We start from the raw sequence: 21,242 nt of genomic DNA, 5'->3' as shown, positions 1-21,242 counted from the left end.
CGGCATGGCGCTCGCGACGGCCGGGCTGGGCGGGGCCGGGATCGGCGCCCTGGTCGGGCTGTTCGCGCGGCGCGGTGCGCGGCTGCGGGCCAGGGCGCCCGAGCGGATCGACCATGCCGCGCCGACGGCGGCCGAGATGGAGGCGCGACAGGCCCTCGCGGAGCTGCGGTCGATCTGCGACACCATTCCCGTCGGTCTGGCCTTGCTCGATGCGCGCGGGCGGCTGCTCAGCGCCAATCTGCGCCTGGCGAACCTCTCCGGCCTTCCGCCGGGCGACCTGCCTGGCCGCTTCGCCGCGGACGTGCTGCCGCCGCCGCTGGCCGAGGCGATCGAGGCGGGCCAGGCGCAGGTGCTGCGCGAAGGACGGCCGGTGGTGGACGCCCCACTGGCGATGGAGGCGGCCGGCACGCTGCGCCACACGCGGCACCTGCTCGTCTCCTGCCACCCCGTGCGCGACGTGACCGGCCGGATCGAGGCGGTGAGCGCGACCGTGCAAGACGTGACTGAGCGGGCGCGCGCCGAGACCGGCCGCGACCTGCTGGTGAAGGAACTGAACCACCGCGTGAAGAACTGCCTGGCCACGGTGCAGACCATCGCACGCCAGACGCTGCGCCATGCGGGCGACGATTCCGTCGGCTTCGAGCGCAGCTTCGGCGAGCGGCTGCGCGCTCTGGCGCGGGCCCACGACCTGCTGACTGCCCATGCCTGGAGTGAGACCGATCTCCAGGCTGTCGTGCAGACCGGGCTGTCGCCATGGCTGGATGATGCGCGGCTGGTCGTCGAGCCGGGCCCGGAGGTGATGCTGCGCCCGACGCAGGCGCAGGCCCTGGTGCTGGCGCTCTACGAGCTGGCGACCAACGCCGCCAAATACGGCGCGCTGACGCGGGAGGAAGGGGCGGTACGGCTCGACTGGACCCTCGGCCCCGACGGCATCGTGCAGCTGCGCTGGGTGGAATCGGGCGGGCCTCACGTGCCGCCGGTCGCGCCGCGCCGGGGGTTCGGTACGCGGCTGCTGGAACAGGCGCTGCGCCAGGACCTTGGCAGCGGCGCCAGGCCGGAGCTGGTCTTCGACCCGGCGGGGCTGCGCGCCACCATCGCCTTCCGCCCGGGTGGCACGCTGCTGCCGCGCGTCGCCGCGTAGCGCCGGCGGTCAGAGGCCCAGCGTCGTCGGGTGGAACAGCTCCTCCGGTGCGACATCGCGCGCCGTCAGGCCGTCCGCCAGCGCATAGCGGCACATGGCGGCGAGTTCGTCGCGGTTGCGCGCGAAGCCGTAGGGCCAGGGATCGCCGCCCATGATCTCGGTCTGCCGAGCCGCCTCCTGCGCGATCCAGGGCAGGGAGACGCGCAGCACGTTGACCATGGCGAGTTCCGCCAGCGCCTGCGCCTTGGCGGCCGCGAAGGCGCGGTGCAGCGCCGCGGCGAGGCCGGGATGCGCCTCCGCCACGTCGCGGCGGATGGCGATGCAGTGCATGATCGGAAAGAAGCCGGTGGCGCGGAGATACGCCTCCTCGGCCGCCCGGGTGTCGGCGAAGAGGCGGGCGACCGGGGCCGTGCGGTCGAGGAAGCAGGCGGGCGGGCGCGGCCCGACGAAGGCGTCCAGCCTGCCATCGGCCAGCATCGCCTCCAGCGTCTCGCCCTCGGGGATCACCTGCATGTCGAGGCCGGGCGGCAGCGAGAGCGGCGTGCGCTCCCCGCCCGAGCGCCAGGCGATGCCACGCGTGTCCACGCCGTGCTGCTCGCGCAGCATGCCGCGCACCCAGAGCGCCGCGGTCTGCTGGTATTCCGGGGTGCCGATGGTGCGACCCGCCAGGTCCTCCGGCCGCGCGATGCCGCGGTCCGTCCGCACATAGATCGCGCCGTGCCGGAAGGCGCGGGACGGGAAAACGGGCACGCCGATGTAGCGGCTGTCGCCGCGGGCGACGGAGAGGATGTGGCTCGCCATCGAGAGCTCGGTGATCTCGTGCCGGGCTTCCCGCATGGCGGTGCGGAACAGCTCCTCCGGCTCGCCGCCGACGAAGCGCAGGTCGAAGCCCTCCACCGTCACACGCCCGTCGTGGATGGGCCGCGTACGGTCGGAGAGGGTGCTGGCCAGGGTCAGCATCAGGCGGCCTTCGCGATGTTGTCCGGCGTGAACGGCCAATGCCGCAGGCGCACGCCGAGCGCATCCGCGATGGCATTGGCGATCGCCGCGATGGTGGGGCCGAGGCTCGCCTCCCCGGCGCCGAGCGGCGGCGCTTCCGGCCGGTCGATGATCTCCACCTGGACCTGCGGCACCTCGGAGAAGCGCAGGATCGGGTAACGTTCCCAGGCATCGGAGGTGACGGCGCGTGTGTCGTGCCGCACCGATTCCAGCAGGCACATCGAGGTCGCCTGTATGGCGCCGCCTTCCATCTGGTTGGCGATGCCGTCAGGGTTGATCGCTTCGCCCACGTCGCAGGCCAGCCAGAGCTGCCGGCAGAAGATGCGCTCCGCCGCCTCGATCTCCGCCACGGCGGCGCACCAGGCGCCGGTGCCCTTGTAGCGCGAGACGGCCAGGCCGTAGCCGCTTCCCTCCTGCTTCGGTCGCGAGGCCCAGCCGGCCATCCGCGCGGCGCGGTCCAGCACGTCGCGGGATCGCGCATCGTCCAGGTGGCGCAGCCGGTGCGCCAGCGGATCCTCGCCGGCCAGCGCGGCCAGCTCGTCCATCACGCTCTCGATCGCCCAGACATTCACCAGCGCGCCGAGGCCGCGCAGCGCGCTGCTGCGGATCGGCATGTCCATGACGCGGTGCAGCCCGACATGCAGCGCCGGTACGCGATAGGGCGGCACCGCGTTGCGCTGCGCGCCGCCGCCGCCGGCCAGCGGCGGGTTGATCGAGAGCGGCACCGGGAAGCGATCGGCGATCATCGAGGCGGACAGCAGCGTCGGCTCCTTGCCGCGACCGGGGCGCCCCGAATGGCCGTTGGAGACGACCTCCTGCTTCCAGGCGGTCAGCGTGCCCTGCGCATCCGCCTCCACCTCGACCTCGACCAGCATGGCCGGGGAGAAGGGCGACCAGCCCAGCTCGTCCGCGCGGCTCCACAGCACGCGCACGGGCTGTCCCGGATGCGCGCGGGCCACCAGCGCCGCGTCCAGCGCCACGTCGTCCGCGCCATTGTGACCGTAGCAGCCGGCACCCTCGACGTGGCGGACGAGGATCGAGTCGGGCGGCAGGCGCAGCGCCTTCGCCAGGTCGGTGCGCAGGTTGTAGATGCCCTGGCTGTGGCTCCAGACCTCCATCGTCGCGCCGTCCCAGCGCGCCACCGCGCAGGACGGTCCGATCGAGCCATGCGCCAGGAAGGGCCGGAAGAACGCCGCCGAGACACGGTGCGCCGGCGCCGGCGCTTCGGCCTGACGCTCCGTCACGACGCTGCTCTCGCGCGGCGCGCTGCGCAGCCACGCCTCCAGCGCGCCCTCGTCGGGCAGCGTGTCGCGCTCCTCCCAGGTGGCGCGGCGCGCGACGCGCTCCGCGGCGGCCTCGGCGTGGTGCTCCTGCGCGGCGACGACGGCGAGGAAGCTGCCGTCGCGCAGCACCGTCGTGCCGCCGGGCAGCGCACCTTCCCGCACCTCCCGCAGCACGGCGCCGCGCGAGGGCGGTCGCACGATGCGCGCATGCAGCATGCCCGGCAGCCGCAGGTCGTGGATGTAGCGCGGCGCGCCGAACACCTTGTCGGGCAGATCCAGCCGCGGCGCCGATCCGCCGGCGATGCGGCGTTCCGTCGGCGGCTTCGGCTTCGCCTCGGGCGAAGCCTCCTCGGCCAGCAGCGCATCGTCGGCCATCGCCCAGTAGGAGCCGAGCACGCGACCGTCCGGCGCGAGGAAGTCGCCGTCGCGCACCGCGATCTCCTCCGCCGGCACGCCCGTGCGCTGCGCCACGACCGAGAGGAAGATGCGCCGCGCATCGGCGCAGGCATGGCGCAGCGCCATCCCGCTTTCCTGTACCGAGAGCGAGCCCGATGTCACGGCCTCGTCCGGGCTGTCCGGCGTCGCCGCCGGCTGGATACGGATGCGCGCCAGCGCCACGTCGAGCTCGTCGGCGCCGATCTGCGCCAGCGCGGTCAGGATGCCTTGCCCGAGTTCCACCTTGCCGGGCCTGATCGTGACAAGGCCCTCGGCATGGAAGGCCAGCCAGGTGTCGAGCCGCCGGTTGACGTGCAGGCTGCCCGGCAGCTTCGGCTTGCCGTCGTCCATCGGCCCCTTGAAGGCGAGATTCATGCGGGTGCCATGTCCTCCGCCGCGCGCAGCACGGCGCGCAGGATGCGGTTGTGCGCGCCGCAGCGGCAGAGATGAGGCTCCAGCGCCTCGCGTACCTGCGCCTCGGTCGGGCGCGGGACGCGGCGCAGCAGCGCGGCGGATGCCATCAGGATGCCGGAGAGGCAGTAGCCGCACTGCCCGGCCTGCAGGTCGAGGAAGGCGCGCTGCAGCGGATGCGGCGCGTCGGGCGTGCCGAGCCCCTCCACCGTCTCCACGCGCTTCCCTGCTGCCGCCGAGACCGGCAGGTTGCAGGCGAAGACAGGCGCGCCGTCCAGCAGCACGACGCAGGCGCCGCACTGCTCCGCGCCGCAGCCGAAGCGCGGGCCGGACAAGCCGAGCGGCCCGCGCAGCGCCGCCAGCAGCGGCGCGTCGTCCTCGATGTCCGGCGCGACGGGCGCGCCGTTCAGCGTGAAGGCGACGCTCACGTCGGCGTCATGCGCGCCATGCGGACGTATTCCGCCTGCCGCGTGATGTCGGCGCGCAGGAAGGCGTCGAACTCCGCGATGGACATGCTCATCGGCTGCGCGCCGGCGCGGGCCTGCGCGTCGCGCGTCGCCGGCAGCGCCATGATGCGGTTGACCTCGGCGTTCAGCCGCTCGCGGATCGGCAGCGGCGTGGCGGCGGGCGCCATCAGGCCCAGCCAGATCGAGGCCTCGTAGCCCGGCAGCGCCTCGGCCACCGTCGGCAGTTCCGGCATCAGCGGGCTGCGCTGCGGCCCGGTGGTCGCCAGGCCGCGCACGCGCCCGCCGGCGATCTGCTCGCGCATCGTCGGGATGGCGTCGAACATGATGGGCACCTGGCCGGAGATCAGCGCGGTGCGCGCCTCGTTCGATCCGCGGAAGGGCACATGCGTCGCCTGCGCGCCGGCCATCGCCAGGAACACCTCCCCCGCGACGTGATAGGGCGTGCCGGGGCCGGAGGAGGCGTAATCGAACCGCCCTGGATTGGCGCGCAGCAGCGCGATCAGCTCCGGCAGGGTCTGCGCCTGGATCGAGGGATGTACCGCCAGCACGTGGTGGGCGATGTTGATCGACGCCACCGGCGCCAGGTCCGTCATCAGCCGGTAGGGCCGGTTCGGGATCAGCGTCTCGTTCGCGGTGTGCGTGTTCGACATCAGCAGCAGCGTGTAGCCATCCGGCTGCGACTTCGCGACGAGGTCGGTGCCGATCACCGCGCCGGCGCCCGGCCGGTTCTCCACCACGAAGGGCTGGCCGAGCGACTGCTGCAGCGGCTCCGCCAGGAAGCGCGCGGCGACGTCGGCCGACCCGCCCAGGCCGAAGGGCACCACGATGCGCACCGGGCGCTGCGGCCACGGCGCCTGCGCGCGCGCCACACCCGGCAGCGCCAGCACGGCAGCACCGCTGGCAAGGATCTCCCGGCGTCGGAACATGGCTCTCTCCTGGATCTCGTTGGCGGCGGAGGTCGGCACGGAGCCGCCATGCGGCAACCCCTGGCGCCCCCCGCCGCGTTGCGCCTCTATAGTGCAGGCGGCGCGGGCCGCCGAGAGGAGGTCGGCGATGAGCGTGACGACGGATGACACGGCGGGACGGTTCGCCGCGATCCGGGCGCTGGCGGGCGGCTGGTGGCTGTTCCTGCTGCGCGGCGTGGTCGGGATCCTGTTCGGGATCGTCGTCTTCCTCGCCCCGGGCGCGGGGCTGGCGGTGATCCTCGCCTTCCTGGCGGCCTGGCTGGCGGTGGACGGCATCGCCTCCCTGGTGCAGGCGGCGCGCGGCGGGCCGGACCTGACCGGGCGCCACCGCTCCCGCACCTGGCTCGCGCTGGACGGCGTCGCCTCGCTGCTGTTGGCCGCGGTCGTCCTGTTCATGCCGGGACTGTCGGCGATCACGCTGGTGATCATGGTCGGCGCCTGGGCGATGGCCGTCGGCGTGCTGCGCATCGTGCTGGGCTGGCGCGCAGGCGACTGGGCGATGGGGCTGCTCGGCGCGCTCTCCGTGCTGCTCGGCATCTGGCTGATCGCCGCGCCGGGCCCGGGGCTGCTCGCGCTGATCTGGATCGTCGCGCTGGAATCGATCGTGATGGGCGTGCTGTTCCTGGTGTTCGGCTGGCGGCTCCGGCGGGTCGCGAACGACCCGCACGGGCCTGCCGCGGCGGCCTGATCAGCCGAAGATCAGGTCCGCCGCGGTCAGTTCCGCCACGCCGGGCAGCCAGATCTCGCCCCTCGTGCCGTCGGGCGCGGCGACCGTCACCATGATGCCGGTGCCCTCGCTCCATACGCGCCAGGTGACGGCAGCCGGCGAGATCGCCTCGAAGCGCAGCTTGTCCTCGCCCGGGGTGAAGTCCAGCACCGCATCCCGCCCGGCGCCGCTGCCGGCCTCGAAGCCGAAGGCGCCCGGCGCGGCGACCATGCCGAAGGCGAAGATGTCGTTGCCTGCGCCGCCGACCAGCCGGTCGGCGCCGAGACCGCCATGCAGCGTGTCGTCGCCCGCGGCGCCGGTCAGCCGGTCGCTGCCCCAGTCGCCGTGCAGCAGGTCGTCGCCAAGGCCGCCATTGATCGTGTCGTCGCCGCCGGCGCCCAGAATCACGTCGTCGCCCGCCCCGCCATCCAGCCGGTCCGCCAGGTCGTCGCGCGCCAGGAAGGCCGCGGCGCCACCCGGTGCCGAGGTGGTGCCGCTGCCGTAGATCGTGTCGTTGCCCGCGCCGCCCGCCACGGTGTCCGCGCCGTACCCGGCGAAGACCAGGTCATGCCCGCCGCCGGCCGCGATCAGGTTGCCGGGCCCGGGGACGGTGCCGGGCGGATCACCCAGGATCTGCTCGTCGGCGGGCGTGCCGGTTAGCGTGTCCGCGCCTGATGCGCCGGTCCGCAGGATCATGATCCATCCCCTCGAAGATGGATCGCATACTATCTACCGTTTGGGGTCGGAGTGCTCACGAACTCGGGCGCGCCCGACACCAGCGCGTGAGTTGCTAAGGGGCCAGTTCGACCAGCACGGGCACGTGGTCCGATGCCTTCTCCCAGTCCCGCGCATCCTTCAGGACGAGGTGGCTGCGCAGCCCCCCCGCCAGGTCCGGCGAGACCCAGACATGGTCCAGCCGCCGCCCGCGGTCGGAGGCGCGCCAGTCGGCCGCCCGATAGGACCACCACGTGTAGAGCTTCTGGTCCGCAGGCACGAAGTGCCGCAGCGCGTCGTGCCATTCCCCGGCGCGCTGCATGGCGGTCAGCGCCTCGGTCTCCACCGGCGTGTGGGAGACGACGTCGAGCAGCTGCTTGTGGCTCCACACGTCATGCTCGAGCGGCGCGATGTTCAGGTCGCCGACCAGCACGCTGCGGCGGAAGCCGCCGGCGGCGTGGCGCTGCGCGGACCAGGCAGTCGCCTCCGCCACGAAATCCAGCTTGTGCGCGAATTTCGGATTGGCCGCGCGGTCCGCCACGTCGCCGCCGGCCGGGATGTAGAAGTCGTGCAGCTCCAGCGGGCCGCCGGGCGCGTCCAGCTCCACCGCGATGTGCCGGCAGTCGCCCTTGCCGCACCAGTCCGGGTCCTGCCCGTTGCGCAGCGCGAAGGGCAGCTTCGAGAGGATGGCGACGCCGTTGTAGCCCTTCATCCCCCGCACCGCCCGGTGCGCGAAGCCGAGCGCGGCCACGCCTTCGTGCGGGAAGTGCTCGTCCGGGCACTTGGTCTCCTGCAGGCAGACCACGTCGGGCTCCAGTTGCGCGACCAGGTCCTGCAGCAGCGGCAGGCGGAGCCGCACGGAGTTGATGTTCCAGGTGACGAGGCGGAGCGGCTTGCGCGAGGGGCGGCGGGGCATGACCCCCCGCATAGGGCAGAACGATGCCGGGCGGAATCACCCGCGGCGCTGCCCTTGTGACGCTCCGTCGCAGGCGGCATCGTCGGCCCCGTACCCGTGCGGCGGAGACCGGCCATGTCCGACGACTACCAGCGACGCAGCTACGGCAGCGTGGGGGTCGGCTTCGGCCAGAAGCCCGGCATCGTCGTCGTGGACTTCATGATCGCCTTCACCGACCCGCAATATCCGCTGGGCGGCGCCCCGCTGGTGCTGCGCGCGCTGGAGAACACGCGCCGCCTGCTGGACGTGGCGCGCCGCTACGACGTGCCCGTCGCCTCCTGCAACACCGCCTACATGAACGAGCGGGAGATGCCGTACTGGAAGATCTCCGCCGTACGGGAGACCTTCCGGCACGACCACCCGAGCGCGCCGATCGACCCCCGGGTGCACGACCCGTCCTACGACCTGACGGTGTGCAAGAAGGGGCCGTCGATCTTCTTCAACACGGGGGTCGCGGACTACTTCGCGAAGGAACGGGTGGACACCGTCATCGTCACGGGCTGCAACACCAGCGGCTGCATCCGCGCCACGGCGATCGACAGCTTCAGCCACCGCTACCGGACGATCGTGCCGGAGGACTGCGTCGGCGACATCGAGGAACAACCGCACCGCGACAACCTGCGCGACATCGGCCGCCGCTACGTGGACGTCACCGACCTGGCCACGGTGCTGGCCTACCTCGAGGAGTGGCGGAAGCGGAACGCCTGACGGGCGGTCGCTGCGCCGCGCCCTCCCCCGCATGGCGGGGGAGGGGAGACCCGGACCTCAGACGATCTTCGTCTTCACCTCGCCGACGCCCTCGACGAAGCCTTCCAGCACGTCGCCCTTGACGACTGCGGCCACGCCTTCCGGGGTGCCGGTCATGATCAGGTCGCCCGGCTCCAGCCGCACCAGGCCGGACAGGTTGGAGATGACCTCGGGCACCGACCAGATCAGCTTGGACAGGTCGGAGGTCTGCTTGACCACGCCATTCACCTTCAGCTCGATCTTGCCCTTCGAGCCGTCATAGGACCCATCGTGCCTGACCAGCAGGCCCATCGGGGCGGAGTGGTCGAAGCCCTTGCCCATGTCCCAGGGGCGGCCGGTCTTCTTCGCCTCGTTCTGCAGGTCGCGCCGCGTCATGTCGAGGCCGGCGCACCAGCCCCACACATGCTTCAGCGCGTCGGCCTGCGCGATGTCCGCGCCGCCGGTGCCGATCGCGACGACCAGTTCCATCTCGTGGTGCAGCGACTTGGTCTGCGACGGGTACGGCATGTCCGCGCCGTCGATCACCACCGCGTCCGCCGGCTTGGCGAAGTAGAAGGGCGGCTCGCGCGTCGGGTCGGAGCCCATCTCGATCGCATGCTCGGCATAGTTGCGGCCGACGCAGAAGATGCGCCGCACCGGGAACTTGCCGCCGCCCTTCACGGGCAGGTAGGCGACCTTCGGCGGCGCGATCACGAATTCGGACATATCGACGGGTTCCCCAAGCGGAAAGCCCGGCCCTCATACGCCCTGCGCCGTGCCGCGCAAGATCGTGAGCCGGGCCTGGCTCCAGGACGCCCACGAAAAAACGCCCGGTCAGGGGGGTGACCGGGCGCTACTTTCATTGTTCCGATCGGAATGGTCGGGCGAGCCGGCAGGGGAACCGGATCGCTCGCCGGCGTAGTGCGGCCGGCCTGTGGACAGTAGCGCGTCCACAGGTGCCCATGCAAAAGGCGAATGCGACCAAGCGGACCGGAATCGGGAGATTCACAGCCTGGTCGCGAAGTCTTGACCCGCGCTGCCTCAGGCGGTTCGACGAGTCTCAGGCGGCGACGAGGCGCGGCGTCTCGGCCCCCGGGCGATGCCCTTCGGCCCACCTCTTCGCCGCCGCTCCGAACGCCTCGAAGAGGGCGCGGCTCAACGGATCGATCTCCCAATCGTATTCGGGATGCCATTGCACACCAAGGACGAATCCGGGCGCGTCAGGTGCGCGCACCGCCTCGATCGTGCCGTCCGGCGCCCAGGCCTCCGCGACCAGCCGGGGTGCCAGCCGCTTCACGCCCTGGTTGTGCAGCGAGTTGACCGGGACGCCCTCGGGCCGCCAGGCAAGGCCCGCTTCGGACCAGATCCGCGCCAGCATCCCGTCGGCCGCCACGCGCACGGCATGCGCCTTGCCGGTACGCACCCGTCCCAGTTTCTGGTCGGACGGCGTGGAATGGTCGAGCCGCCCTGGCAGGTCCTGGATCCGCTGGTCCAGCGAACCGCCCAGCGCGACGTTCAGCTCCTGGAAGCCGCGGCAGATCGCCAGCACCGGCAGCCCCGCCGCAAGCGCGGCGCGGATCAGCGGCAGCGTCGTCGCGTCGCGCTGCGGGTCCTCCGGCGTGCCCTCGGCATGGGCCGGGCCCTCGTAGTGGTCGGGATGCACGTTGGACCGGCTGCCCGTCAGGATCAGCCCATCGAGCCGCGGCAGGATCTCCGGCACCAGCGCCTCGCCGGCGGCGGGCAGCAGCACCGGCACCCCGCCCACCGGGCCCAGGGTGCAGCGCACATAGCTGTCAGAGGCCGCATGGTTCGGCGTAGCGAAGATGCCGAAGGGCTTGTTGCAGCAGGAGATGCCGACCATCGCGCGCATGTTGCCAATGTCCTGCGACGATGTGGCAGGATCAAGACATCGTTTCGGACGCTCGCCGGCATGTCGCGCATGGCTGGCGCGCGGTCCATGCCCATCGCAAACTGGGGGCGGACGAGGAGGCTCCGGGGGATGATCGGACGTCGCGGAACGCTTGCCGGCATGCTGGGCGCCACGGGACTGGCGGCCATGGCCGGGACGGCGCATGCGCAGGGAAGCTGGCCGGACCGGCCGATCCGCTGGATCGTCGGCTATCCGCCGGGCGGTGCCTCCGACACCTTCGCCCGGCTGATCGCCGGCCAGATGGCGCCGCGCCTCGGCCAGAACGTGGTGGTGGAGAACCGCCCGGGCGGCGGCGCCGTGGTGGCCAGCGAGGCGGTCGCCCGCAGCCCGGCCGATGGCTACACCTGGATGCACGTGGACAACGGCATTCTCACCTACAATCCCGCGCTCTATGCGCGCCTGCCCTATGACCCGGACCGCGACTTCGCCGGCGTCGGCTTCATCGGTCTCTTCCCGCTCTATGTCGTGGTGCGGCCCGACAGCCCCTGGACCGACTTCGCCGCGCTGCGCGCGGCGTCCCGCACGCGGGCGCCGACCTACGGCACGCCGGCCGTCGCCTCCCCGCACCACCTGGCGATGGAGCTGCTGAAGCGCCGCAGCGGGTTGCAGGCCGAGCACGTGCCTTACCGGGGCGGCCCGGCGGCGATGCAGGACCTGCTGGCCGGCAATGTGGACGTGGTCGTGATCGACACCGCCACCGGCACCCCCTTCATCCGCGACAACCGCGTGCGCACCCTGGTCGCGCTGACCGACAACCGCACCCGCCTGGCGCCGAACGTGCCCACCGCGAAGGAGCTCGGCTTCGACGCCGTCGCCTATGGCTGGCAGGGCATGAGCGTCCCGGCCGGGACCCCCGCGCCGGTCGTGGCGCGCCTGTCGGAGGAGATGATCCGCGCGATGCAGTCCGACACCATCGCGGCCCGGCTGCGCGACCTGGACATCGAGTACCGCCCCTGGTCGCCGGCCGAGTTCCAGGCCTTCGTCGGGCGCGAGAACACGCTCTGGCGCCCGCTGATCCGCGAGCTCGGCATCCGGCTCGACAGCTAGCCAGGGGCGGGGCCCCTGCTTGCCGCCGCGCCCGGGCGGCGGCAAAGGGGCGCCATGCTTCCACCGCGCAATGCCGGCCAGCTGCGGCGCGCGGCCGCCTGGATCCTCGGGCAGGGGCGGCGCCTTGCCGCCGGCCTGCGCACCGGCGACACGCTGCCGCCCGAGCTGCGCCACGCGATCCACAACACCAAGCTGCTCGGCGCGCTGCTCGCCCGCCAGGCCTATGCCGAAGGCCGCGCCGGCCCCGGCGTGGCGGCGCCGGAGCATCCCGTGCTGGTCCGCCTCGGCGGACGGCTGTGCCGGCAGGAGGACATCGAGGCGCCCTGGCTGCACCATTGGTGCGCGCGTCTCGGCATGGTCCCGCTCTATCACCGCAAGGTCTGGGAGGAATGCTTCGTCGCCCAGGCGCTGTGGGAGGCGGGCATGCTGGCGCCCGGGCGTCGCGCCCTGGGCTTCGCCGTGGGGCGGGAGCTGCTGCCGGCCTTCGCCGCGGCGCAGGGCGTTCAGGTGCTGGCCACCGACCTCGCGCGCGGTGAGTCGCGTGCCCGGATCTGGCATGGCACCGGCCAGCATGCCGAGGGTGCCGACCACCTGTTCCACCCGCATCTGCTGCCGCGCGAGGTCTTCGATGCGCGCGTCGCCTTCCGTGCGGTGGACATGGCGGCGATCCCCGACGATCTCCGCCGCGGCGGCTTCGACGCGCTCTGGTCGGTCTGCGCCTTCGAGCATCTCGGCTCGCTGGAGTCCGGGCTCGACTTCGTGCTGCGCGCCATGGACTGCCTGCGCCCGGGCGGCATCGCCGTGCACACCACCGAGTACAACCTGGCCGAGACCGGCCCCACCCTCGGCTCCGGCGTCACCGTGCTCTACCAGCGCCGCCACATCGAGGCGCTGGGCGCGCGGCTGGCGGCGGCCGGCCACCAGCTGCTGCCGGTGGATTTCGGCACCGGCGGCGGCGTGCTGGACGGCTTCGTGGACCTGCCGCCCTTCTCGGCGCCGGACGGCACGCAGCCCGTGGCCGACACGCCGCACCTGCGCAAGACGCATGCCGAGCACGTCGTCACCTCGATCGGCCTGATCATCCGCGCCGGCGCCGCCGGCCCCAAGGGAGAGACCGCATGACCACCAACAGGACCGCGCTGATCACCGGCGCCGGGCGCAACATCGGCCGCGCCGTCGCGCTCGGCCTGGCGCAGGACGGCTTCGACGTCGTGGTGAACGGCGCCTCCGACCGCGCCGCTGCCGACTCGGTCGCCGCGGAGGTGCGCGCGCTGGGCCGCAAGGCCCTGGTCGCCATGGGCGACGTGGGCAGCAAGGCGGAGTGCGACCGCATCGCCGCGGAGGCGCTGGCGGCCTTCGGCAGCGTGGACGTGCTGGTGAACAACGCCGCGCTGCGTCCCGCCAAGCCCTTCCTGGAGTGCACGCCGGAGGACTGGCGCCGCGTCCTGTCGGTGGACCTGGAGGCGGCGATCTGGCTGTCCCAGGCCTTCCTGCCGGGGATGGTCGCGAAGGGCTGGGGCCGCATCGTGAACTTCACCGGCATGAACGCCATCCACGGCTATTCCGGCCGCGCCCCGGTCTCGGTCGCCAAGCACGGGCTCTGGGGCCTGACCAAGTCGCTCGGCAAGGAGTTCGCGAAGGCCGGCGTCACGGTGAACGCGATCTCGCCCGGCCCCATCGCGGCGGATGACGACCAGCCCGGCGTTGCCAACAGCCGCACCGGCTATGTCGCGAAGGTCCCGATGGGCCGCATGGGCACCCCGGCCGAAGTGGCGACGGTGGTGCGCATGCTGGTCAGCGAGGGCGGCGCCTATGTGAACGGCCAGATGCTGCAGGTGAATGGCGGGGCGGAAACCTGAGCGGCGCGCCGCGGCGGCTTCGATCCTGCCGGCAGGGGCATTCAACGGATGGCCATGACAGGAAATTACCGCTTTTCCATTGATGCGTGCACGGTTATGCTCCTGCCCGTGATGGGAACCTTGATGTGGGTCGCGCCCAAGTGCGGGACAGGCAGCTAGTCGCGATGGCCTGTTCCAGCGATGTCGAATCCGCCGGCCTGCCGGCGATCCTTGCCGATCTGTCCGCCGGGCTGGGTGGGGAGGAAGCCTGCCTCTGTGCCCTGGAACCCGACGGCGCGGTGGTCGCGCTCGCCAGCGCGGGCCGGCCTGCCCGCGCGCCTTGGCCCCTTCCCGCCGTCCAGGGCGGCGACATCGCCCAGATGCCGTTCGAGGACTGGCACCTTGGCTGCGCGGCAGGCGACGGCGAGGCCGGAAGCCGCAAGCTTGTGCTCGTCGTCCGCCGCCGAACCGCTTTCGCGACGCAGGAATTGCGCCTGATCCGGGCAGCATTACGCGCCATGATTGTATCAAAAAACCGATAGGTGGAAAAAAACGACTCAGATGTAACTTCGTAATCCGAGCGGATCATTCTAACCCTCTTACGCAAGCGGGCTCGACCCGTTGTGCTTGGGGAGTGGCATGGATCCGCAGGAAGTGGCGCTCGACCCTGCCTCGGACGCGCTTGTCGCCGTCCGGGCCTGTCTGGCCGATCTCGCGGAAGGCTTGGGCTGTCGCGCAGCCTTCCTGCTGGTGCGCGCCGGCACGGACTGTTCCATCCTCGCCGCACACGGCCTCAGCGACGAGGCCGCGGCGCCCTACACCGCGCATTGGCACCGGCTCGATCCTTGGCTGGCGGCGCTGCAGGGTCCCTTCGGTGGCCGGGCCCTGCGCGGTGACGACCTGGTCGCCCCCCGCCTGCTGCGCGCCTCCTGCTTTCACAGCGGCTGGTTGCAGCCCAACGGGTTCGGCGCGGCCGGGATCGCGGAGATCGTCGAGGTGCGCGGCACCACCGCCCTGCTCTACGTGCTGCGGCCCGCCGAAGCGCGCGGCTTTTGCCGCCAGGACATGCTGGTGCTGCGCGCCGTCGCCGGCGCGCTCGGCCTGGTGATCCGTCGCTCCGACCTGTCCACCGCGGCGATGGCGGCGGCGCAGGTGCTGGGCGGCGCGCCTACGCCGGTTCTGCTGCTGTTGCCGGACGGCACGGTGCTTTGGAGCAACGCGGCGGCTGCGTCCCTCTGGACGGAGGGCGGGCCGCTCCGGCGGCAGGGACGCCGTGTCGCCGACCGCACCGGCGATCCTCGCTCGCCTTTCGCGCGCGCCCTGGCCGCGGCGTCCGTGCCGGGCGCACGCCCGCATGTGGTCGGATTGCCGAGCGACGGGGCGCCCGTGCCCGCGCGCCTGCAGCCCCTCACGCTGCGCTCCGGCCGCACCGCCGTGCTGATGGCGGCCGCCACCCCCAATGCCACCGTCGTGACGCCGGACACGGTGGCGGCGGCGCTCGGCCTGACACGCGCCCAGGCCGAGGTCGCGGTGCTGCTGTGCCGGGGCATGGAGACGTCTGCAATCTCCAAGAGAATTGGCATCAGCCAGCACACGTTGAACGGGCATCTGCGCGATCTGTACTTCAGGTTGCGCGCGGCCAACCGGGTGCAGGCTGTCGTCCGCCTGCTCGGCGCCTCCGCAGCAATGGGGGTCTTCTCCTCGGATTCCGCTCCTCACGCGCCGATCGAAGGCCAGGCGCCCGGCTGACAGCCGAGGCTCTGCAGGAACATCTTCTCACCAATGCTCGGGGCGCGGACCCCGAACGACGTGCCGATAGTCGCGGTGCCCGGGCGGACCGTTCCGTATCCGGCAGCATTGGCGATGGAGGGCAACACCATGTCTGGTGTGTTTCGGCGCGGCACGAACAATTCCGACCAGATCGGGCCGATCATGGGGATCGACCCCGAATTCTACATCCCGGTCACCGACTTCGGCGACGTCATCTACGCGCTGGGCGGCGCGGACGACATCTGCGCGATGGGCGGCAACGACAAGGTCTATGGCGGCGACGACGCCGACCAGATCGACGGCGGCTCGGGCAACGACCTGATCTACGGCGACAACGGCACGCGCGAGGGTCCGGGCGACGGGTCCGACTACATCCTCGGCGGCAGCGGCAACGACAGCGTCTGGGCCACCGGCGGCGACGACCAGGTCTGGGGCGAGGACGGCAATGACCGCCTCGATGGCGGCACCGGCTACGACTACCTCGACGGCGGCAACGGCAACGACAGCATGCTCGGCGGCGCCGACGACGACTCGATGCTCGGCGGCGACGGCAACGACACGATGTCCGGCGGCAGCGGCGACGACCTGATGACGGGCGAGGCCGGCAACGACAACATGTCGGGCGGCGACGGCGACGACCAGATGACGGGCGGGGCCGGCAACGACAACATGTCGGGCAATGCCGGCAACGACGTGATGTCCTCCGGCGACGGCAACGACACGGTCAGCGGCGGCGACGGCAACGACCAGGCCAGCCTCGGCGATGGCGACGATTCCGCCACCGGCGGCCTCGGCGACGACAGCGTGGTGGCCGGTGCCGGCGCGGACACCGTCTCGGGCAACGAGGGCAACGACAAGATCGAGGGCGGCACCGGCGCCGACGACCTGTCCGGCGGCGCCGGCAACGACACGCTGTTCGCCAGCGAGGGCGCCGACACGCTGTCCGGCGGCGCGGGCAACGACCTCGACCGCTTCGTGTTCCGCCAGCGGGAGGATGCGCCGGATACGGTGAACCTGATCACCGACTGGAACGAGGGCGACGCCATCGTCCTGTGCGGCCAGGGCCCGGCCTTCTACACGGTCACCAAGCTCAACTACGTCGCGCTCGACAATGACGGCGTGCTGGACGACGTGTCGATCGCCCTCTCCGACGGCACCTTCATCCACATCCTGGGTGCCGCCTTCGACTTCGTGGAGGGCGAGGGTACGCGGGTCGAGTTCCGCGCGGGCAACCGGGACGACTTCATCCGCATGCTGCGGACCGACCCGAACTGCTACCTGACCGTGGACTCGCCGGAGGAGCCGGAGCGCTTCGATCCGGTGCCGTTCTGCGACGACGTGTTCGGCGTTTAACCAGGCTCGGGGCGGCGGGCGGCGCGGGGATCCGCGCCGCCCGTGGCCGGCAGAAGGCGACCCCACCGCCCTCGCCGGCCAGGACCCGAGCGCGGCGCTGTCGGACCCGGTGGTTCCGGCACGCGCCACCCGGCAGCCCTGCGGTTGCATCGCCCTGCCGTCGCAGGGTATCGCCGGCCGGCGCCGCGGGCACCTTGCCCGCGGCGTCGTGCCGTACGGAGGATCACGCAGTCTCGACCAGGCGCGCCCGGCGCAATGCCGCCGTGCGGGACGCCTCGCGGCGCGCGGCGGCGCGCATTGACCGGTGCGCGCGTTCCCCGCTCCGGGTTCCGCGCGCGCGACGGCATCGCTGGCGTGACGCCGCCCGCATCCGTCGCCCGCGGCCGATGGCCAACATCGGCGTTGGCGCGACCTCGTGCCTCGCGATCCACCGCTGCACGCTGTCAGTTGCATGCAGGCAGTCATCCGTCTGCATGGATGCCGGGCCAGATGCGCCGGCTGATAGCACTGCGCGCACAGGTGGCAGCCCGCGCATCAGACAGGAACATCTTCTCACCAATGCTAGGGGCGCGGACCCGGAACGACGTGCCGATAGTCGCGGTGCCCGGGCGGACCGTTCCGTATCCGGTGAACATGGCGAAGGAGGGCGACGACCATGTCTGGCGTGTTTCGGCGCGGCACGAACAATTCCGACCAGATCGGGCCGATCATGGGGATCGACCCCGAATTCTACATCCCGGTCACCGACTTCGGCGACGTCATCTACGCGCTGGGCGGCGCGGACGACATCTGCGCGATGGGCGGCAACGACAAGGTCTATGGCGGCGACGACGCCGACCAGATCGACGGCGGCTCGGGCAACGACCTGATCTACGGCGACAACGGCACGCGCGAGGGTCCGGGCGACGGGTCCGACTACATCCTCGGCGGCAGCGGCAACGACAGCGTCTGGGCCACCGGCGGCGACGACCAGGTCTGGGGCGAGGACGGCAATGACCGCCTCGATGGCGGCACCGGCTACGACTACCTCGACGGCGGCAACGGCAACGACAGCATGCTCGGCGGCGCCGACGACGACTCGATGCTCGGCGGCGACGGCAACGACACCATGTCCGGCGGCAGCGGCGACGACCTGATGACGGGCGAGGCCGGCAACGACAACATGTCGGGCGGCGACGGCGACGACCAGATGACGGGCGGGGCCGGCAACGACAACATGTCGGGCAACGCCGGCAACGACGTGATGTCCTCCGGCGACGGCAACGACACGGTCAGCGGCGGCGACGGCAACGACCAGGCCAGCCTCGGCGATGGCGACGATTCCGCCACCGGCGGTCTCGGCGATGACAGCGTGGTGGCCGGTGCCGGCGCCGACACCGTCTCGGGCAACGAGGGCAACGACAAGATCGAAGGCGGCACCGGCGCCGACAACCTGTCGGGCAATGCCGGCAACGACACGCTGTTCGCCAGCGAGGGCGCCGACACGCTCTCCGGCGGCGAGGGTGCCGACCGCTTCGTCTTCCGCCAGCGGGAGGATGCGCCGGACACGACGAACGTCATCACCGACTGGGATGCGGGTGACGTCATCGTCCTGTGCGGCCAGGGCCCGGCCTTCTACACGGTCACCAAGATCAACTACATCTCGCTGGACAATGACGGCCTGCTGGATGACGTCGCGATCGCCCTCTCCGACGCGACCTTCATCTACGTCCTCAACGCCGCCGCCGACTTCATCGAAGGCGAGGGCACGCGCCAGGAGTTCCGGATCCCGAATCGCGACGACTTCGTCCGCATGCTGCGCGGCGATCCGAACTGCTACCTGACCGTGGACTCGCCGCTGGAACCGGAGCGCTTCGATCCGGTCCCCTTCTGCGACGACGTCTTCGGCTTGTGACCGCGCCGGCGGCCTGGGCGAGGCGACTCGCCCGGGCCACCGGTCGCAGGCCGGGCGCCCTGCGTTGAATCCGACCTGCCATCGCAGGGTTGTTACGGCCGATGCCGCGGGCGGTTCGCCCGCGGCATCGCGCCGTCTGGCAGCGCGCTGAGCCCCGTTCACCTCGTGGATTTCCGCCCAAGCCTGGGCTCCGCTATATGCTGACGCGCCGGCCCGGGCCGATGCCGCCGGCGCCCAGGAAACGCCCATGACCGACGCCCCCGTCCCCGGCTCCAACGAGGCCCGCGCCCTGCTCCAGGGACTGTATGCGGAGATGGCGCCGCAACACCTCTACCCGCTGTGGGAGGTGCTGCACGCGCTGGTCACGCCGACGCCGACATCGCCGGCCCGGCCGCATCTCTGGCACTACGACGCCGCGCGCAGCCACCTGCTGCGCGCCGGCGACCTGATCACCGCGGAGCAGGCCGAGCGTCGCGTGCTGATCCTGGAGAATCCGGGCCTGCCCGGCTCCTCCGCCGTCACCACCAGCCTCTATGCAGGGCTGCAGCTGATCCTGCCCGGCGAGGTCGCGCCCTGCCACCGCCACACGCAATGCGCGCTGCGCTTCGTGATGGAGGGCGACGGCGCCTTCACCGCGCTGGATGGCGAGAAGGCGATCATGCGCCCCTTCGACCTGGTGCTGACGCCCAACTGGCAGTGGCACGACCACGGCAACACCAGCGGCCATCCGATGATCTGGCTGGACGGCCTCGACATCCCGACCGTGCGCCACTTCGCCGCGAGCTTCGCGGAGCGACTGCCGGACGGCGCCATGGCGCATGCAGAGACCGCGCCGCCCGGCGACACGCAGGCGCGCTACGGCCGCAACCTGCGCCCCTTCGCCGGCACCGCGGCGGCGCGGCGCCCCGCCAGCCTGCCGCTGTTCCACTACCCCTATGCCGAATGGCGCGACAGCCTGGCCGCCATGGCCCGCGCGGGTGATCCCGATGCGCATCTCGGCCATGCGCTGGAATTCGTGAACCCGGCCGATGGCGGGCCGGTCATGCCGACCATCGCCGCGCATGTCCGCCTGCTGCCCAAGGGCTTCGCCACCCGGCCGCGCCGCGCGACGGACGCCACGGTGTTCGTGGTGGTGGAAGGCGAGGGCAGGGCGCGCGTCGGCGGGACCGACTTCAGCCTGGCCGCGCGCGACCTGCTGGTCGTCCCGTCCTGGGCGGAGCTGACTCTGGAGGCCGCGTCCGACCTGGTGCTGTTCGGCTATTCCGATGCGGCCGCGCAGCAGAAGCTGGGGCTGTGGCGGGAAGCGAGGATGTAGAGCCGGGCGCGGGCGCAGCGCGGCCACGGCTCGGGCGGCGTTGACCGTTCCGGATGCGCCGGCGCAGCGTGGCGCGGCCGGGTCGCGCCTGTCGAGGAGGCCGCATGCCGCGCGTTCCCGTCCGTCGCCGTGCCGTTGTCACGACCGGTCCGGCGTTCCTGGCGGCGCTCGCCGCCCATGGTCGATCCGGCTCCGCCCAGCCACGCGGTGCCGCCGATGCCGTCCGTGCCGGTCTGGCGCCGACCGGCCGGCTCCGGGCGGCCTTGATCGTCTCGAACCCTGTCCTGGTCCGCCGCGATCCCGCAGCGGGGACTCTGGGCGGCGTTTCGGTCGAGCTGGCGACGGCCCTCGCTGTCCGTATCGGCGTCCCGTTCGAGCCCGTGCCCTACGCGAACCCGGCCCGATACGCCGAGAGCCTGTCGGCCGAGATCCCGTGGGATGTCGGCTTCGCGGCGCGCGACCCGGCACGCGGCCAGTTCCTCGATTTCAGTCCCGACTTCATGCATGTGGACAACGTCTTCCTGGTGCCCGCCGGATCGGGGCTCTCCGCGGCATCCGACATCGATCGCCCCGGCGTGCGCGTGGCCGTGCCGCAGGGGAGCGCGCCAGACCTGTTCCTCACGCGGACGCTTCGCATGGCCGGGCTCGTCCGCGTGCCGGGCGGCGCGGACCAGGCTGTCGAGGTGCTCGCTTCCGGTCGGGCCGACGCCTATGGCGAGAACGCCCATCTGCTGCACGACGTGATGGGCCGTCTGCCGACCGGCGGGCGCATCCTGGACGGGCGCTTCAATGTGGTGCGGATGGCCGTCGCGGTGCCGAAAGGGCGCGGTCCCGAGGCACTTCAGGAAGTCGGGCGCTTCGTTGCCTCGGCGCGGCGCGATGGGACCGTGGCGCGGGCGATCGGGCGCGCCGGCCTGCGCGGGGTGCATGTCGCGCCCGACGAGAGCTGAGCGGCCCGTGCGCGGCGCCCCCGCGCGATTCGCTTCTATCGCTCCAGCAGCCCGTCGATCAGGCTGCGCAACATCCCCGCGCCCTCGGCCAGCCCGTCCACCCGCAGCGGGCTGCCTTGCGGCGTGCCCGTCGCGCGGGCAAAGCCGGTGCCACGATCCTGCAGCAGCTCCGCCAGCGAGAGCCGTCCGTCGCCGTCATAGTCCAGGCTTTCCACCAGCAGCCGCGCGGCCAGAATGCCGCCCAGCGCGCCGGCGCCGACCGCGCCGGCCAGCACGTCCTGCGTCGCGCCTTCCTGCACCGCCAGCACCCAGGCCGCGCCGCGCGCCAGCCGCGCCAGCTCGG

The 21,242-nt window shown here is 72.2% G+C and carries 21 protein-coding genes; 12 read left to right on the top strand and 9 right to left on the bottom strand.

Annotated features, from left to right (window positions below; genetic code table 11):
• Positions 1–1,141: sensor histidine kinase (locus OZN99_RS08200; protein WP_270934718.1), on the top strand; the 1,141-nt coding region annotated here is incomplete at its 5' end.
• A gap of 9 nt (positions 1,142–1,150) precedes the next feature.
• On the opposite strand, the gene OZN99_RS08195 is transcribed toward OZN99_RS08200, so the two are convergent.
• From OZN99_RS08195 to OZN99_RS08180, 4 genes are read right to left on the bottom strand one after another with little or no spacing between them, the layout of a single operon-like run.
• Complete coding sequence (locus OZN99_RS08195) at positions 1,151–2,101, bottom strand: substrate-binding domain-containing protein (RefSeq protein WP_270934717.1); 951 nt, start codon at positions 2,099–2,101, stop codon at positions 1,151–1,153.
• Positions 2,101–4,233 (bottom strand): molybdopterin cofactor-binding domain-containing protein, encoded by a 2,133-nt coding sequence (locus OZN99_RS08190; RefSeq protein ID WP_270934716.1) that lies wholly within the window; start codon positions 4,231–4,233, stop codon positions 2,101–2,103. Before OZN99_RS08190 ends, OZN99_RS08195 begins: the two co-directional genes overlap by 1 nt.
• Positions 4,230–4,697: a (2Fe-2S)-binding protein gene (locus tag OZN99_RS08185; protein WP_270934715.1), complete on the bottom strand. Its 468-nt coding sequence runs from the start codon at positions 4,695–4,697 to the stop codon at positions 4,230–4,232. Before OZN99_RS08185 ends, OZN99_RS08190 begins: the two co-directional genes overlap by 4 nt.
• Positions 4,694–5,662, bottom strand: a complete 969-nt coding sequence (locus OZN99_RS08180; protein ID WP_270934714.1) for a Bug family tripartite tricarboxylate transporter substrate binding protein — start codon at positions 5,660–5,662, stop codon at positions 4,694–4,696. The genes OZN99_RS08185 and OZN99_RS08180 overlap by 4 nt, the downstream gene beginning before the upstream one ends.
• A gap of 127 nt (positions 5,663–5,789) precedes the next feature.
• Between OZN99_RS08180 and OZN99_RS08175 the strand changes: the two genes are divergently transcribed.
• Complete coding sequence (locus OZN99_RS08175) at positions 5,790–6,389, top strand: HdeD family acid-resistance protein (protein WP_270934713.1); 600 nt, start codon at positions 5,790–5,792, stop codon at positions 6,387–6,389.
• Here the strand turns inward: OZN99_RS08175 and OZN99_RS08170 are convergent, their stop codons facing one another.
• Together OZN99_RS08170 and OZN99_RS08165 are read right to left on the bottom strand one after the other, a co-directional pair.
• Positions 6,390–7,103: a calcium-binding protein gene (locus OZN99_RS08170; protein ID WP_270934712.1), complete on the bottom strand. Its 714-nt coding sequence runs from the start codon at positions 7,101–7,103 to the stop codon at positions 6,390–6,392.
• Between the two features lie 94 nt (positions 7,104–7,197).
• Entirely contained in the window at positions 7,198–8,037 is an 840-nt protein-coding gene (locus tag OZN99_RS08165) for an exodeoxyribonuclease III (protein WP_270934711.1), read from the bottom strand.
• Between the two features lie 114 nt (positions 8,038–8,151).
• On the opposite strand from OZN99_RS08165, the gene OZN99_RS08160 reads away from it, so the two are divergent.
• Positions 8,152–8,784: an isochorismatase family protein gene (locus OZN99_RS08160; protein WP_270934710.1), complete on the top strand. Its 633-nt coding sequence runs from the start codon at positions 8,152–8,154 to the stop codon at positions 8,782–8,784.
• A gap of 57 nt (positions 8,785–8,841) precedes the next feature.
• On the opposite strand, the gene OZN99_RS08155 is transcribed toward OZN99_RS08160, so the two are convergent.
• Positions 8,842–9,528, bottom strand: coding sequence for a fumarylacetoacetate hydrolase family protein (locus tag OZN99_RS08155; protein ID WP_270934709.1), 687 nt, complete (start codon positions 9,526–9,528; stop codon positions 8,842–8,844).
• 334 nt (positions 9,529–9,862) lie between these two features.
• Complete coding sequence (locus tag OZN99_RS08150) at positions 9,863–10,672, bottom strand: gamma-glutamyl-gamma-aminobutyrate hydrolase family protein (protein ID WP_270934708.1); 810 nt, start codon at positions 10,670–10,672, stop codon at positions 9,863–9,865.
• 129 nt (positions 10,673–10,801) lie between these two features.
• Between OZN99_RS08150 and OZN99_RS08145 the strand changes: the two genes are divergently transcribed.
• The 9 genes from OZN99_RS08145 (at position 10,802) to OZN99_RS08105 (ending at position 20,899) form a co-directional block, all read left to right on the top strand.
• Positions 10,802–11,779, top strand: a complete 978-nt coding sequence (locus tag OZN99_RS08145; protein ID WP_270934707.1) for a Bug family tripartite tricarboxylate transporter substrate binding protein — start codon at positions 10,802–10,804, stop codon at positions 11,777–11,779.
• Positions 11,780–11,833: 54 nt separating this feature from the next.
• Entirely contained in the window at positions 11,834–12,901 is a 1,068-nt protein-coding gene (locus OZN99_RS08140) for an SAM-dependent methyltransferase (protein WP_270934706.1), read from the top strand.
• On the top strand, positions 12,898–13,638 hold the full coding sequence (locus tag OZN99_RS08135; RefSeq protein WP_270934705.1) for an SDR family NAD(P)-dependent oxidoreductase: 741 nt from the start codon (positions 12,898–12,900) through the stop codon (positions 13,636–13,638). The genes OZN99_RS08140 and OZN99_RS08135 overlap by 4 nt, the downstream gene beginning before the upstream one ends.
• 164 nt (positions 13,639–13,802) lie before the next feature.
• The gene (locus OZN99_RS08130; RefSeq protein WP_270934704.1) at positions 13,803–14,159 is read left to right on the top strand and encodes a hypothetical protein; all 357 of its coding nucleotides are present in this window, start codon (positions 13,803–13,805) and stop codon (positions 14,157–14,159) included.
• 97 nt (positions 14,160–14,256) lie between these two features.
• Positions 14,257–15,366: a helix-turn-helix transcriptional regulator gene (locus OZN99_RS08125; protein ID WP_270934703.1), complete on the top strand. Its 1,110-nt coding sequence runs from the start codon at positions 14,257–14,259 to the stop codon at positions 15,364–15,366.
• A gap of 129 nt (positions 15,367–15,495) precedes the next feature.
• Positions 15,496–16,740 (top strand): calcium-binding protein, encoded by a 1,245-nt coding sequence (locus OZN99_RS08120; protein ID WP_270934702.1) that lies wholly within the window; start codon positions 15,496–15,498, stop codon positions 16,738–16,740.
• Positions 16,741–17,395: 655 nt separating this feature from the next.
• On the top strand, positions 17,396–18,634 hold the full coding sequence (locus OZN99_RS08115; RefSeq protein WP_270934701.1) for a calcium-binding protein: 1,239 nt from the start codon (positions 17,396–17,398) through the stop codon (positions 18,632–18,634).
• A gap of 247 nt (positions 18,635–18,881) precedes the next feature.
• Positions 18,882–19,949, top strand: coding sequence for a gentisate 1,2-dioxygenase (gene gtdA / locus OZN99_RS08110; protein WP_270934700.1), 1,068 nt, complete (start codon positions 18,882–18,884; stop codon positions 19,947–19,949).
• A 104-nt stretch (positions 19,950–20,053) separates the two neighbouring features.
• Complete coding sequence (locus OZN99_RS08105) at positions 20,054–20,899, top strand: transporter substrate-binding domain-containing protein (RefSeq protein WP_270934699.1); 846 nt, start codon at positions 20,054–20,056, stop codon at positions 20,897–20,899.
• Between the two features lie 35 nt (positions 20,900–20,934).
• Here OZN99_RS08105 and OZN99_RS08100 read toward each other — a convergent pair.
• Positions 20,935–21,242, bottom strand: a 308-nt coding sequence (locus OZN99_RS08100; RefSeq protein WP_270934698.1) for a hypothetical protein, incomplete at its 5' end; no start/stop codon positions are given.

The sequence above is a fragment of the Falsiroseomonas oryzae genome (genome assembly GCF_027856955.1).
Classification (GTDB): Bacteria; Pseudomonadota; Alphaproteobacteria; order Acetobacterales; family Acetobacteraceae; genus Falsiroseomonas; species Falsiroseomonas oryzae.
This window is presented reverse-complemented; position numbering and strand designations above follow the sequence as displayed.

Excerpts from the sequence above, each read along its gene's own strand:
- OZN99_RS08180 (WP_270934714.1), bottom strand. The coding sequence starts at position 5,662 with ATGTTCCGACGCCGGGAGATCCTTGCCAGCGGTGCTGCCGTGCTGGCG.
- OZN99_RS08165 (WP_270934711.1), bottom strand. The coding sequence starts at position 8,037 with ATGCCCCGCCGCCCCTCGCGCAAGCCGCTCCGCCTCGTCACCTGGAAC.
- OZN99_RS08160 (WP_270934710.1), top strand. The coding sequence starts at position 8,152 with ATGTCCGACGACTACCAGCGACGCAGCTACGGCAGCGTGGGGGTCGGC.
- OZN99_RS08140 (WP_270934706.1), top strand. The coding sequence starts at position 11,834 with ATGCTTCCACCGCGCAATGCCGGCCAGCTGCGGCGCGCGGCCGCCTGG.
- OZN99_RS08130 (WP_270934704.1), top strand. The coding sequence starts at position 13,803 with ATGGCCTGTTCCAGCGATGTCGAATCCGCCGGCCTGCCGGCGATCCTT.
- OZN99_RS08145 (WP_270934707.1), top strand. The coding sequence starts at position 10,802 with ATGATCGGACGTCGCGGAACGCTTGCCGGCATGCTGGGCGCCACGGGA.
- OZN99_RS08120 (WP_270934702.1), top strand. The coding sequence starts at position 15,496 with ATGTCTGGTGTGTTTCGGCGCGGCACGAACAATTCCGACCAGATCGGG.
- OZN99_RS08170 (WP_270934712.1), bottom strand. The coding sequence starts at position 7,103 with ATGATCCTGCGGACCGGCGCATCAGGCGCGGACACGCTAACCGGCACG.
- OZN99_RS08155 (WP_270934709.1), bottom strand. The coding sequence starts at position 9,528 with ATGTCCGAATTCGTGATCGCGCCGCCGAAGGTCGCCTACCTGCCCGTG.
- OZN99_RS08175 (WP_270934713.1), top strand. The coding sequence starts at position 5,790 with ATGAGCGTGACGACGGATGACACGGCGGGACGGTTCGCCGCGATCCGG.
- OZN99_RS08190 (WP_270934716.1), bottom strand. The coding sequence starts at position 4,233 with ATGAATCTCGCCTTCAAGGGGCCGATGGACGACGGCAAGCCGAAGCTG.
- OZN99_RS08105 (WP_270934699.1), top strand. The coding sequence starts at position 20,054 with ATGCCGCGCGTTCCCGTCCGTCGCCGTGCCGTTGTCACGACCGGTCCG.
- OZN99_RS08115 (WP_270934701.1), top strand. The coding sequence starts at position 17,396 with ATGTCTGGCGTGTTTCGGCGCGGCACGAACAATTCCGACCAGATCGGG.
- OZN99_RS08150 (WP_270934708.1), bottom strand. The coding sequence starts at position 10,672 with ATGCGCGCGATGGTCGGCATCTCCTGCTGCAACAAGCCCTTCGGCATC.
- OZN99_RS08125 (WP_270934703.1), top strand. The coding sequence starts at position 14,257 with ATGGATCCGCAGGAAGTGGCGCTCGACCCTGCCTCGGACGCGCTTGTC.
- OZN99_RS08195 (WP_270934717.1), bottom strand. The coding sequence starts at position 2,101 with ATGCTGACCCTGGCCAGCACCCTCTCCGACCGTACGCGGCCCATCCAC.
- gtdA (WP_270934700.1), top strand. The coding sequence starts at position 18,882 with ATGACCGACGCCCCCGTCCCCGGCTCCAACGAGGCCCGCGCCCTGCTC.
- OZN99_RS08135 (WP_270934705.1), top strand. The coding sequence starts at position 12,898 with ATGACCACCAACAGGACCGCGCTGATCACCGGCGCCGGGCGCAACATC.